The sequence below is a fragment of the Lonsdalea quercina genome, from assembly GCF_900107885.1.
Taxonomy (GTDB): domain Bacteria; phylum Pseudomonadota; class Gammaproteobacteria; order Enterobacterales; family Enterobacteriaceae; genus Lonsdalea; species Lonsdalea quercina.
Genome location: NZ_FNQS01000003.1, coordinates 193119 through 205659 on the forward strand (window position 1 = coordinate 193119; position 12541 = coordinate 205659).

Below are 12541 nucleotides of genomic sequence, written 5' to 3' on the forward strand. Positions count from 1 at the left end.
AAAAATTCTGTCTATCAGATGAAGAATCGCTTACGTCGGTGCGAAACATCGCATCTGCGACTCGGCCATTGCTTACCAGCGCTGTTTCAGCAGGTTCGGTTGAATCCCGCCTATCGCTTTTGTATTGCTGATAGTCTGCTTGGCGATACCCGCCTCAAACTCATGCCGGAAATACTTTATTGCGCTCTGCAGCGGCTCAACGGCCCCCGGCGCATGGGCGCAGAAGGTATGACCCGGCGACAGGAAGCGACACAGCTGTTCCAGCGTTTCGATATCGCCCGGCTGCCCTTCACCGGCTTCGAGCGCGCGCAGCAGCTTCACGCTCCACGGCAAACCATCGCGGCACGGCGTACACCAGCCGCAGGATTCGCGCGCGAAAAACTCTTCCAGATTGCGCGTCAAACCGACCATATTGATCTCGTTATCCACCGCCATCGCCAGCCCGGTGCCCAGACGGCTTCCCGCTTTGGCTATGCTTTCGAAGTCCATCGGCAGATCCAGATGATCCCCGGTCAGGAAGTCGGTCCCTGCGCCGCCCGGCTGCCAGGCTTTCAGCGTCAGCCCATCGCGCATACCGCCAGCGTACTCTTCCAGAATTTCACGCGCGGTGGTTCCAAACGGCAGCTCCCAAAGACCGGGATTTTTCACCCGACCGGAGAAGCCCATCAGCTTAGTGCCCGCATCTTTACTCTTGCCCGCAGACAGCCCCTGATACCATTCCACGCCGTGCTCGATGATGGCCGGCACGTTGCACAACGTTTCGACGTTATTAACGCAGGTCGGTTTGCCCCACACGCCCGCCGACGCCGGGAAGGGCGGCTTGGATCGCGGGTTGGCGCGGCGGCCTTCCAGCGAGTTGATCAACGCGGTTTCTTCACCGCAGATATAGCGTCCGGCGCCGGTATGAACGAACAGTTCGAAGTCGAAACCGCTGCCCAGGATGTTTTTACCCAGCAGGCCAGCGGCCTTGGCTTCTTCAATCGCCCGCCGCAGGTTAGCCGCAGCCTGCACATATTCGCCGCGCAGGAAGATATAGCCGCGATAGGACTTCAGCGCATAAGCGCCAATCAGCATGCCTTCCACCAGCAGATGGGGCAGTTGCTCCATCAACAGCCGGTCTTTATAGGTGCCAGGTTCCATCTCGTCCGCGTTACACAGCAGGTAGCGGATGTTCATGCTTTCGTCTTTCGGCATCAGGCTCCACTTGAGGCCGGTGGAGAACCCCGCTCCGCCGCGGCCGCGCAGACCCGCATCTTTGACCAGCGTCACCACGTCGCTCTGGGCGATACCGGTGAGGGCTTTTTGCGCGCCGGCGTAGCCATTCTTACTGCGGTACTCATCCAGCCACACCGGCTGTTTGTCGTCACGCAGACGCCAGGTGAGAGGATGCTGTTCGGCAGTGAGAACAATGTTTTTAGTCATTGATACTGCTCCAGTAATGAATCGATATCGTCAGGCTTGACGTGGCTGTGGGTGTCTTCGTCGATCATCATCGAAGGCCCTTTGTCACAGTTGCCCAGACAGCAGGTCGGCAGCAGTGTGAAGCGACCGTCGAACGTGGTCTGACCCGGCTGAATGTTCAGCTTTTTCTCCAGCGCGGCGCGCACGCCCTGAAAACCGTTGATGTAGCACACGACGCTGTCGCAGTAGCGAATGACGTGACGCCCAACCGGCTGACGGAAGATCTGGCTATAGAAGGTGGCGACGCCTTCGACATCGCTGGCCGGAATGTCCAGAATCTCGGCAATCGCGTAGATGGCGCCGTCCGGCACCCAGCCGCGCTGTTTCTGTACGATTTTCAGCGCTTCAATCGACGCCGCGCGGGCATCTTCATAGTGGTGTTTTTCATGCTCGATAGCGTCACGCTCTGCGTCGCTGAGCACGAACACATCTTGCACATCCGCGCCCTGAGCTTCTGGAGAAGGTTGAGTGTTGTTATGATCGTGCATAATTAGCGGTCCACATCTGACATGACGAAATCAATACTGCCGAGGTATACGATCAGGTCGGATACCAGGCATCCACGGATGACCGACGGAATCTGCTGCAAATGAGCGAAGCTCGGCGTGCGAATGCGCGTACGGTAGCTCATGGTGCTGCCATCGCTGGTCAGGTAGTAACTGTTGATCCCTTTGGTGCCTTCGATCATCTGGAACGATTCGTTGGCCGGCATAACCGGTCCCCAGGACACCTGCAGGAAGTGGTTGATCATGGTTTCGATGTGCTGCAGCGTGCGCTCTTTCGGCGGCGGCGTCGTCAGCGGATGGTCGGCCTTGAACGGCCCTTCAGGCATGTTGTTCAGACACTGTTCCAAGATGCGCAGACTCTGGCGTAGCTCTTCCACTTTCAACATCACGCGGGTGTAACTATCGCTGATGCCATCGCCGACCGGCACCTCGAAATCGAAGTTTTCATAGCCGGAGTAAGGCCGCCATTTGCGCACGTCGAACGGAATGCCGGTCGCGCGCAGGCCCGCGCCGGTGACGCCCCATTCCAGCGCCTCTTTGGCGTTGTAGGCGGCGACGCCCTGAGAACGGCCTTTCAAAATGGTGTTTTGCAACGCCGCTTTGACATAAGTGTCCAGTCGAGCAGGCATCCAGTCCAGGAATTCACGCAGCAGTCGGTCCCAGCCGCGCGGCAGGTCGTGCGCCACGCCGCCGATCCGGAACCAGGCTGGGTGCATGCGGAAACCGGTGATTGCTTCCACCAGATCATAGATTTTCTGGCGGTCGGTAAACGCGAAGAAGACCGGCGTCATGGCGCCGACGTCCTGAATAAAGGTACTGATGTACAGCAGATGGCTGTTGATGCGGAACAGTTCAGACAACATCACGCGGATGGTTTCAACACGCTCCGGCACTTCAATGCCCGCCAGCTTCTCGACCGCCAGCACGTAAGGCATTTCGTTGACGCAGCCGCCGAGATACTCAATACGGTCAGTGTAAGGAATATAGCTGTGCCAGGACTGGCGCTCACCCATCTTTTCCGCGCCGCGATGGTGATAGCCGACATCTGGAATACAGTCGATGATCTCTTCGCCATCCAACTGCAGGATCAAACGGAAAGCACCGTGTGACGAGGGATGGTTCGGCCCCATATTCAGGAACATAAAGTCTTCGTTTTCCGTTCCACGCTTCATGCCCCACTCTTCAGGCTTGAAGGTCAGCGACTCCATTTCCAGATCTTCACGCTGTTTGGTCAGCACAAAAGGATCGAATTCGGTCGCGCGCGCCGGGAAGTCTTTGCGCAGCGGGTGTCCTTCCCAGGTCTGCGGCATCATGATGCGAGTCAGGTGCGGGTGGCCATTGAAGGTAATGCCGAACATGTCCCACACTTCACGCTCGTACCAGTTAGCGTTCGGGAACAGAGGGGTCATCGTCGGCAGGAACAGATCGTTTTCCGCCAGCGCCACCTTCAGCATGATATCGCTGTTTCGTTCCAGGGAGGTCAGCAGATAAAAGACGGAGAAGTCTGCGGCGGGTAGCCCCTCGCGGTGCGTACGCAGACGTTCATCCATGCCATGCAGGTCCATCAGCATGACATAAGGTTTCGGTTGTTTTTTCAGGAAGTCGACGACGTCGAGTAATTGCTCACGTTTGACCCAAACTACCGGCATCCCCGTCCGTGTGGCCTGAACGGTAAACGCGTCCTGACCGAAACGGTTCCACAGCTCGCCAACAACCGGATCATCAAGATGATCGCGGGTTTGCCATGCGGGCAGAACGGCGTCGTGTGTCGTTAAATCTGTCATATGTAATGTCACCACATTAAATGTGTTATTTCCGTGACTGATGATGGCGGCGCGCTGTTATGTTGATATTACGCAGCCATCACGGCCTATCATTCACAGGTCAAATTTCATCCGGGGAACGCAGGTGGGTTACCGCAATACGTTCTTCGCGTTTACGTTCACGTTCGGATTGCATGTTGGCGCGGTACACGCCCTGATCGCCAACAACCCATGACAGCGGGCGACGCTCTTTACCGATAGACTCTTTCAGCAGCATCAGCGCCTGCATGTATGCTTCCGGTCGCGGCGGACATCCTGGGATGTACACGTCTACCGGTAGGAATTTATCGACGCCTTGAACCACGGAGTAGATGTCATACATGCCGCCAGAGTTGGCGCATGCGCCCATGGAGATAACCCATTTGGGTTCCAGCATCTGGTCATACAAACGCTGAATGACGGGGGCCATTTTCAGGAAAGGTGTTCCGGCGATGACCATAAAATCAGCCTGGCGGGGAGAAGCGCGCAGCACTTCAGAACCGAAGCGCGCTACGTCGTGTACGGCGGTGAAGGAAGTCACCATCTCCACGTAACAGCAGGAAAGACCAAAGTTGAAGGGCCACAGGGAGTTACCGCGTCCCCAGTTGACCATATTTTGCAGCGTCTGCTCCAGATTGCCCATAAACACGCTTTTGTTAACGTGCTGTTCGAGCGGGTCGCTGACGACCTCTTTCTTCTGTAGCGGATAACGGTCGTTCTCACCGTCGGGGTCTATGCGGGTGAGCGTATAGTCCATTTATTGCCTCGCTATTACTGCTGATGAGTATTGGTGGTGGAGTGGTTTACGACGATGTCGGACTTCACGACTTGCCGCTTGGAACGCTTCGGTGTCCAGTCCAGCGCGCCGATACGCACCAGATAGACCAGTCCGGCCAACAGCACCAATATAAAAATGGTGGCTTCGATAAAACCTACCCAGCCACTTTCCCGGATAGAGACGGACCAGGCATACAGGTATAGTGCTTCCACATCGAAAATGACGAAAAACATCGCAACAAGATAGAACTTTGCAGACAGCCTCAGCCGGGCAGACCCTACAGAATCAATACCGGATTCGTAGGGCGTATTTTTAGCCCGACCGTGGGATCGACCTCCAAGCAGAAAGCCCCCCAACAGCATGAACCCGCAGAGCCCCACGGCGACGATTAGAAATAAAGCAAATGCCCAGTGGTGGGCGAGGACTTCAGTAGTAGTTGACATACTCATTGCTTACTCATCAAAAGTGGCTTGGGCAGCTGCTCTTCTAAGGGCAGTTAATAGCCACATCGATTAAAAGGAAGGATTTGTAACCATAAAAATACCACAAATTATAGGGTTAAGGCGCGGTAAATGCGGTTATTCATCCTGTTTTTGCAACCTTTTCTTAACTTTTGTAAAAATAACAGCGGGATAATTAACAAAGATGCATCCCAATTAACCTATTACAAACATAGCAAAGACTGAATGGCATCAATGCTACTCCTGGTTGTTTTGGAACAATGCGAAGAAAAAGACCCTATTTCTGTAGTGACTATATCAATTTCAACATGAATGCAGGTTAATGAATAAGGCTAAGGCAAGTATTTTTTGATCTCTCACACGTTTTTTCGGTTTTAGTTATTAAAAAAAGTACGTTCGGTAAGCGATTGTTAATAAAACAAACCCTGTGGATATCAGTAGGTGTGGGAAGAGAAGTGCGCAAGAGGAATAACAGAGCGGTGCATTGCAGACAGAGAGGCGCACTCCGGCGCCAGAAACGAAAAAACGACAGAATGTCGATGAGCGCACACCCTGTCGTCGGTATTCGGACGGTTTCTGTCACATTTCACACTGACGCATACCGCTCAGCGCCGGGAGATGTAAAAGTCAGAGAATATCTTTTAACGATTCGTCCGTGGAGGAAATGCGGATATCTCCTTCCGGAACACTATTTACAGAAAGCAGATTGGAACGCGTACCTGATTCGATAGCACTGAAGATTGCCGTACTCAACTCGTTATTTTGCTGTGGATTCTTACACAGGTAGTAACGGGTGTCGGGCAACTTCGGCAAACCTTCTTCTTCACCGAGCACACGAAGGTCCGGCGTCATCATTTCAACGGAACGCACGGTAATACCCAGCCCCGCCTTTACCGCCGCCCGAACCGCCGACAGCGTAGAAGCCACGTACGAAATTTTCCAGGGGATCCCGGCTTCGGTCAGCTTTTCCAGCGCCAACGTGCGGAAAGGACTCGGTTCGTCCAATACCACTAGCGGCACAGGACTGCCGTGTTGGAACTGGTACTCCGCCGAGCAGTACCACAACGTCGGTGACGAACGTAGCAATACATTAGGAAACTCGGTGCTGTTTTCCGTCGTGATGACTAAATCAATTTTGCCCTGATGCAACATTTCCATCATTTCAGGGCTGCGTTTGATACTCACTTCGATCGATAGTTTGGGGAAAACCGACGTTACACGCTGCAAGATAAACGGCAGGATAGTATCTGCTGTATCGTCGGAAGCGCCGATCGTCAGCGTTCCCTGAATGTCGCTGAACATTAAAGAGGCACAGGCCTCATCATTGAACTGTAGTATTTTTCTGGCATAACCAAGAAACTGGATCCCATGTTCGGTCAGTAGTTTATTTCTCCCGTGACGGGCGAATAACTCTTTACCGATGAGTTGTTCCAGCCGCTGCATCTGCTGACTAACGGCAGATTGCGTTCTGCATACTGCTACGGCCGCGGCCGCGAAAGTATTCAAATCGGCGACAGCGACAAACGTTCTCAGCAGATCCAGATCAAGATTGAGAACTGGGCGATTTGCATTTGTCATACGGTTCTTCACTTATCTATTTTATTTATTAACTAACATACCTGGTGTTGGATACGTATCCCGACAACGTCGGCATACAATGAAAGACAGTATCGTAGATGAACGGCTACGGCAAAAAATACTTAATATTTCGTTACCACATCGCTTTTTTTTTCGCCCTCTCCCTTACCTATTCATTTTATTGATTCAAGCCGTCGATAAAAAGAACGGCTAATTATTTTAGATAATAAAATAAAAGTCTTGCACGCTCTAGTACGCTAAAGATAAAGGGTGAACATGATGAAAGCTTAGGTTTAGGACCGACACTCTATTCATAGGGGTATCGCTCCCAAGGAACACAACTTAATGCCTTTATTTCAATACGTTACAACTCATCTGATTTCAGTGCGATGACGAACCGCAGGACCAAACAATATAAGATGACCCACTCGTAAAATATTCTGATATAAGATACCAGAATTAAGTTTTCTGTCATCTATAAACTCAGGAGCAGCTTTAATGTAACCTGAGTGATTAATCAGCCAATAGTCTATCTATAACAATCTGAAAATTCCTATATTACCTATTAATATTACTAGATTGATCATTCTAAAAAAACTTTTGTAAACGCATCGAAAACAAAAGACGAGTCTCTATTAATTGCATATTCGAATTCAAAATAGACGAATATTCATTGGTTAGCCTCACCTTTGTGACGAGATGTTCTAAAATAGTCACGTCTATTACAAATGGTGTTAATTTCATATCAGGGAAGGAAAGTCTCAATAATAAAATAAGAAAACCCTTTATTTTAATCGGTTACATCCAATGGCTACTCTGAAATAAGATGGTGTTTTTACCCGTTATTCCAGTCATTGAAAAAATAGGGTTATTGCAGGTATCCAGTGACCTCTCAGACGCCAGCGTATTAACGACAGGAGTCGACGATAAATAGTGGTGCATTTGCGTTCAAATGAAAAAATCACTTTGAAATTGCGTACCCATCTCCGCCACGAGCCTCAGCATGGCGTCGTATAAATAACCTTATCCATTGCCGTCGACAATCATAAACAACAAACAAATAGCCATATGCAGCCCAAAAACCCAATAAATAGAAAAATAACAGACTTTTACACTGTAAAATAAGCGTCCGTCACCGTCTTGAGATGACCCATTGATTTAGGATCATTCTTCAAAATCATCGTCAGGAAGAGTACATTAGGCCGACTAAGCGTCTACTATTCAGGAACCTTCCTGTACAAGGTTTGTTAAATGTCCCCTATCGAAAAATCCAAGAAATTGGAAAATGTTTGTTATGACATCCGTGGTCCGGTGTTAAAAGAAGCCAAACGGTTGGAAGAGGAAGGCAATAAAGTTCTTAAACTTAACATCGGCAACCCCGCGCCGTTCGGCTTTGAAGCCCCCGACGAAATCCTGGTTGACGTCATTAGGAACCTGCCCACCGCGCAAGGCTATTGCGACTCGAAAGGACTCTATTCCGCTCGCAAAGCCATCGTTCAGCACTACCAGGCGCGCGGACTACGCGATATCACTGTGGAAGACGTTTATATCGGCAACGGCGTTTCCGAACTCATCGTACAATCCATGCAGGCTCTCCTGAATAACGGCGACGAAATGCTGGTGCCGGCCCCGGACTACCCTTTATGGACCGCCGCCGTATCGCTGTCGAACGGTAAGGCCGTGCATTATCGTTGCGACGAAGAGTCCGGCTGGTTTCCCGACCTGGATGATATCCGCAAAAAAATCACACCGAACACTCGCGGTATCGTCATCATCAACCCGAATAACCCCACCGGCGCCGTCTATAGCAAAGCGCTGTTGATGGAGATCGTCGAGATCGCCCGTCAAAACGATCTGATCATTTTCGCCGATGAGATCTATGACAAGATTTTGTACGACGAAGCACAGCACCACTCTATTGCGGCGCTGGCGCCTGACCTGCTGACGGTGACCTTTAACGGTCTATCTAAAACCTATCGCGTTGCGGGTTTTCGTCAGGGATGGATGGTATTGAACGGTCCCAAGAAACATGCCAAGGGGTATATAGAAGGGCTGGAGATGCTGGCTTCGATGCGTCTGTGCGCTAACGTGCCCATGCAGCACGCCATTCAGACGGCGCTCGGGGGTTATCAAAGCATTAGTGAATTTATCCGCCCCGGCGGCCGTCTGTACGAACAGCGCAACCGCGCCTGGGAGCTGATCAACGAGATTCCCGGCGTCTCTTGTGTCAAGCCATCGGGTGCTTTATATATGTTCCCGCGTATTGATGCGAAGCGTTTCAATCTCCACGATGACCAGAAGCTGGTGCTGGATCTGCTGCTGCAGGAAAAGGTGCTGCTGGTTCAAGGCAGCGCGTTCAACTGGCCGGAGCCGGACCATGTGCGCATCGTGACGCTGCCCCGCGTCGATGAACTGGACATGGCCGTGCACAAGCTGGGGCGTTTCCTCGAACACTACCACCAGTAATCGCGCCGATAAATTTATTAGACGGGCGACGCCTTATGGCGCAGCCCGTTTTTTCATCCGTTTCTCTTCCCAGCGCTTAGGGCTGAGTTGCTAATTCCTCGTCGAGCGACCACAATGGTTTTTCCCTCCGCGTATTGAGAGAGTGCTATGGTTCAAAGTCATTTCTTCGCCCATTTATCCCGTCTAAAGCTGATCAACCGCTGGCCGCTGATGCGCAATGTCCGTACGGAAAACGTCTCGGAACACAGTTTGCAGGTCGCTTTCGTGGCCCATGCGCTCGCCGTGATCAGAAACCGCAAATTCGGCGGGGATCTCAATGCCGAGCGTATCGCCCTGCTTGCGATGTACCACGATGCCAGCGAAGTGCTGACCGGCGATATGCCGACGCCCATCAAGTACTACAACGCCCAGATGGCCCACGAATATAAAAAGATAGAGAAAATCGCCCAGCAGAAGCTCATCGATATGCTGCCGAGCGAACTTCAGGAAGACTATCGCATGCTGTTGGATGATGCCTATACCAGCGAGGAAGAACATGCCGTGGTCAAACAGGCCGACGCGCTGTGCGCCTACCTGAAATGTCTGGAAGAGCTGTCGGCGGGCAATAACGAATTCGTATTGGCTAAAGCGCGTTTGGAAAAAACGCTGCAACAACGACACAGCCCGGAGATGGACTATTTTATGACCGTCTTCATACCCAGCTTCAGCCTCTCTCTGGATGAAATCAGCCAGGACTCCCCGCTATAACGGGGAGAACGGATAGAGCCACGGGATCATCACGACGCTCACGCCCATGACCAGTACCGTAAAAGGCACCCCGATTTTAAGAAAGTCGCTGAACCGATATCCACCCGGCGCCAACACCAACGTATTCACTGGTGAGGAGACGGGCGTCATAAATGCCGCCGAAGCGGCAATTGCGATAATCATGGCGAACGGATAGGGCGACACCTGCATCTGGTCGGCCGCGGCGATGGCGATGGGCGCCATGAGCACCGCCGTCGCGGTATTCGAAATGAACAGTCCGATCGCCGCACACAGCACGAACAGGCAGGCCAGCATCATCTGCGGTCCGGCGTCCCCCGCCACGTCCATTAGCCCTTTCACGATCAACGCCACGCCACCCGTTTTCTCCAGCGCCAGCGCAAAGGGCATCATGCCGATAATGAGCATCAGGCTCGGCCAGTGCACGGCGCGATAGGCGCTCTCCATATCGATACAGCGAAATTGCCCCATCATCAGGCAGGCGATCAGCGCCGCAACCGCATTGGGGATTTCATCAGTCAGCATCATGGCGATCATCAACGCGAGACAAAACAGCGCATGAGGCGCCTGACTTTTCGCGGGCGCCACCTCGTCCACTTCGGCAGGTAAATTTAGTACGATGAAATTCTGCTTTTGCTGATACAGCTGGCGAATATTACGCCAGTCTCCGATCACCAGCAGGATATCGCCCAACTGCAGCGGCTCATTCGATAACGCGCCGTCCAGCGCTTCGCCATTACGGCGAATCCCCACTACCGTCAGGCCATACCGACTGCGGAACATGGCGTCCTGAAGCGTTTTTCCCACCAGCCCCGAGTCCGGGATCAATGAAACTTCCGCCATGCCGACATCGCGCGCCTGCTCAGAAAAATATTCGCCGCGCAGCACCATGGGTTCCAGCATATGCGTGGCGCAAAATTCGCGTAGATCGACGTCGGACGCTGACATGTCGATTAATAAAACGTCGTTCAGGCGCAGTTCCGTATTCACCGCGACGCTGATCATGACACGTCTGAACTTGCGCCAGCGCTCAATGCCCACGACGTTGGCGCCGAAACGCTGGCGCAGATTAAGATCGTCCAACCGCTGGCCGACGAACGGTGAGCCGCTGCGAATCGCGAGCCGCCGCGCTCTTCCGGTCAGTTTGTAGTCGCGAATAAGATCCCGAAACGTCTTTCGCTTCCAAACTTCTTTGTTATCGTCACGGTTGTTACTGCCCAGCCAGAAACGCGCCACCAGCATATAGGCGATCCCCACCAGCAGGACCACGATGCCGATGGGCGTCATGCCGAAAAAACCAAAACCCGCGATATCGTTACGCATCAGTTCACTGTTGACCACCATGTTGGGCGCCGTAGCGACCAACGTCATCATGCCGCTGATCAGACCGGCAAAGCTCAAGGGCATCAGCAACCGAGCCGGCGAACTTTTCATCCGCGCGGCAACGTTGAGCACCACCGGAATGAAAATCGCCACGACGCCGGTGGAGCTCATGAACGCGCCCAGCCCGGCGACGGTCAGCATGAGCAGCACCAGCATACGGACTTCACTCTCACCGGCGACATGCATCAGCCAGTCACCCACCTGATAAGCAACACCGGTCCGAACCAGGCCTTCGCCGATGACGAACAGGGCGGCAATCAATATTACGTTCGGATCGCTAAATCCCATCAACGCTTCCGGCAACGTCAACGTGCCGCTTAATACGAACGCAATGATGACCAGCAGTGCGACAACGTCCATTCGCAATTTGTTGGTGGCGAACAAAACGATGGCGATGAACAACAGCGTCAACACCCATAGCAACTCACGGGTCACTAGCACCTCCTGTTAGTGGCAATCCTTAAAACCGACCATTCAGCATGACATAAAAAAACCCTGCAAAAGCAAGGTTTATCATTTTATTCCCCACCCTCTCGTTGCCTTCAACGTGACGCGGTGACGACGAAAGCCGCGTCGCCGGGAGTCACATCCAGTTGCTCCAACGAGTACAGCACCATATCGACTTTGTCTAAATCGGGCGTGTCCGACGGCGCGTTGACGGCGATGACTTTCGCCTTAGCGGCAAGGCCAGACTGTATTCCGGCGGGCGCATCTTCGACCACGGCGCACGCCTGCGGGTCAAGGCCTAACAGCTGTGCGCCAAGCAGGTAGGCGTCCGGGTGCGGTTTTCCATTCGCGACCCGTTCAGCGGTCACGAAGTGACGCGGCATCAATAATCCTGCGGCTTGGTGACGAGCATAGGCTATCGGCACAGATCCTGAGGTGACGATGGCCCAAGGAACATTGAGCGCTTCAAGGCGTTGCAACAGCGCCTGCGCGCCCGGCATGGCGGTAATGCCCTCCAAATCCGTGGATTCTCTTTGTTCCAAGACTTGGTAAGCATGCTGGATTTCCGTTTCGCTTTTATCGTGAAGAAAATGACGTAATGACGTGATGGCTTGCTTGCCATGAATGAACTCAAGGACCTCCTGAGAATCGAGACCTTGCCCCTCCGCCCACCAACGCCAGGCGTTTTCAACGACAGGAAGAGAGTTGACCAATGTACCGTCCAGATCGAACAGAAAACCTTTAACTTCCACCGCTAACCTCTCTGATTTGTCAGGCATTGACGATTTATAAAATGGCCACCGCGCTGAAATGATAGTGGCGCGGTCAGGCAAGCCGCACGTTGAGCTTGCCCGTTTATTTATCCCACATTTTGGTTTAAGCGTTAAAGCCGAG

Annotated in this window: 10 protein-coding genes; 2 read left to right on the forward strand and 8 right to left on the reverse strand. The window is 52.7% G+C overall.

Annotated elements, in window-relative coordinates; all coding sequences use genetic code 11:
• Window positions 1-72 precede the first annotated feature (72 nt).
• From nuoF to lrhA, 6 genes are all read right to left on the reverse strand, one after another.
• Entirely contained in the window at window positions 73-1422 is a 1350-nt protein-coding gene (gene nuoF, locus BLU64_RS06105) for an NADH-quinone oxidoreductase subunit NuoF (RefSeq protein ID WP_026741460.1), read from the reverse strand.
• Window positions 1419-1949 carry an NADH-quinone oxidoreductase subunit NuoE gene (gene nuoE, locus BLU64_RS06110; RefSeq protein WP_051625411.1) on the reverse strand — a complete coding sequence of 177 codons (531 nt, stop codon included), beginning with the start codon at window positions 1947-1949 and terminating at the stop codon, window positions 1419-1421. The genes nuoF and nuoE overlap by 4 nt, the downstream gene beginning before the upstream one ends.
• Before the next feature lie 2 nt (window positions 1950-1951).
• Window positions 1952-3751 (reverse strand): NADH-quinone oxidoreductase subunit C/D, encoded by a 1800-nt coding sequence (gene nuoC, locus BLU64_RS06115; RefSeq protein WP_026741459.1) that lies wholly within the window; start codon window positions 3749-3751, stop codon window positions 1952-1954.
• Window positions 3752-3851: 100 nt separating this feature from the next.
• The gene (locus tag BLU64_RS06120) at window positions 3852-4526 is read right to left on the reverse strand and encodes a NuoB/complex I 20 kDa subunit family protein (protein WP_026739926.1); all 675 of its coding nucleotides are present in this window, start codon (window positions 4524-4526) and stop codon (window positions 3852-3854) included.
• 14 nt (window positions 4527-4540) lie between these two features.
• Window positions 4541-4996 (reverse strand): NADH-quinone oxidoreductase subunit NuoA, encoded by a 456-nt coding sequence (gene nuoA, locus BLU64_RS06125; RefSeq protein ID WP_164477200.1) that lies wholly within the window; start codon window positions 4994-4996, stop codon window positions 4541-4543.
• Between the two features lie 639 nt (window positions 4997-5635).
• A complete protein-coding gene (gene lrhA / locus BLU64_RS06130) occupies window positions 5636-6586 on the reverse strand; it encodes a transcriptional regulator LrhA (RefSeq protein ID WP_026741457.1) in 951 nt (316 codons plus the stop codon).
• 1251 nt (window positions 6587-7837) lie between these two features.
• Between lrhA and BLU64_RS06135 the strand changes: the two genes are divergently transcribed.
• Together BLU64_RS06135 and yfbR are read left to right on the forward strand one after the other, a co-directional pair.
• A complete protein-coding gene (locus BLU64_RS06135; RefSeq protein ID WP_026741456.1) occupies window positions 7838-9052 on the forward strand; it encodes a pyridoxal phosphate-dependent aminotransferase in 1215 nt (404 codons plus the stop codon).
• Window positions 9053-9199: 147 nt separating this feature from the next.
• Window positions 9200-9799, forward strand: a complete 600-nt coding sequence (yfbR, locus tag BLU64_RS06140) for a 5'-deoxynucleotidase (protein WP_026739930.1) — start codon at window positions 9200-9202, stop codon at window positions 9797-9799.
• On the opposite strand, the gene BLU64_RS06145 is transcribed toward yfbR, so the two are convergent.
• The gene (locus BLU64_RS06145; protein ID WP_036152231.1) at window positions 9794-11635 is read right to left on the reverse strand and encodes an SLC13 family permease; all 1842 of its coding nucleotides are present in this window, start codon (window positions 11633-11635) and stop codon (window positions 9794-9796) included. The two genes, yfbR and BLU64_RS06145, sit on opposite strands and share 6 nt — an antisense overlap.
• A 107-nt stretch (window positions 11636-11742) precedes the next feature.
• Window positions 11743-12399: a sugar phosphatase gene (locus BLU64_RS06150; RefSeq protein WP_026741454.1), complete on the reverse strand. Its 657-nt coding sequence runs from the start codon at window positions 12397-12399 to the stop codon at window positions 11743-11745.
• Window positions 12400-12541: the final 142 nt, after the last annotated feature.

What these genes read in the sequence shown, in the direction of transcription:
- BLU64_RS06120 (WP_026739926.1), bottom strand. Translation starts at nt 4,526, where the DNA reads ATGGACTATACGCTCACCCGCATAGACCCCGACGGTGAGAACGACCGT.
- lrhA (WP_026741457.1), bottom strand. Translation starts at nt 6,586, where the DNA reads ATGACAAATGCAAATCGCCCAGTTCTCAATCTTGATCTGGATCTGCTG.
- nuoE (WP_051625411.1), bottom strand. Translation starts at nt 1,949, where the DNA reads ATGCACGATCATAACAACACTCAACCTTCTCCAGAAGCTCAGGGCGCG.
- nuoF (WP_026741460.1), bottom strand. Translation starts at nt 1,422, where the DNA reads ATGACTAAAAACATTGTTCTCACTGCCGAACAGCATCCTCTCACCTGG.
- nuoC (WP_026741459.1), bottom strand. Translation starts at nt 3,751, where the DNA reads ATGACAGATTTAACGACACACGACGCCGTTCTGCCCGCATGGCAAACC.
- BLU64_RS06135 (WP_026741456.1), top strand. Translation starts at nt 7,838, where the DNA reads ATGTCCCCTATCGAAAAATCCAAGAAATTGGAAAATGTTTGTTATGAC.
- nuoA (WP_164477200.1), bottom strand. Translation starts at nt 4,996, where the DNA reads ATGAGTATGTCAACTACTACTGAAGTCCTCGCCCACCACTGGGCATTT.
- yfbR (WP_026739930.1), top strand. Translation starts at nt 9,200, where the DNA reads ATGGTTCAAAGTCATTTCTTCGCCCATTTATCCCGTCTAAAGCTGATC.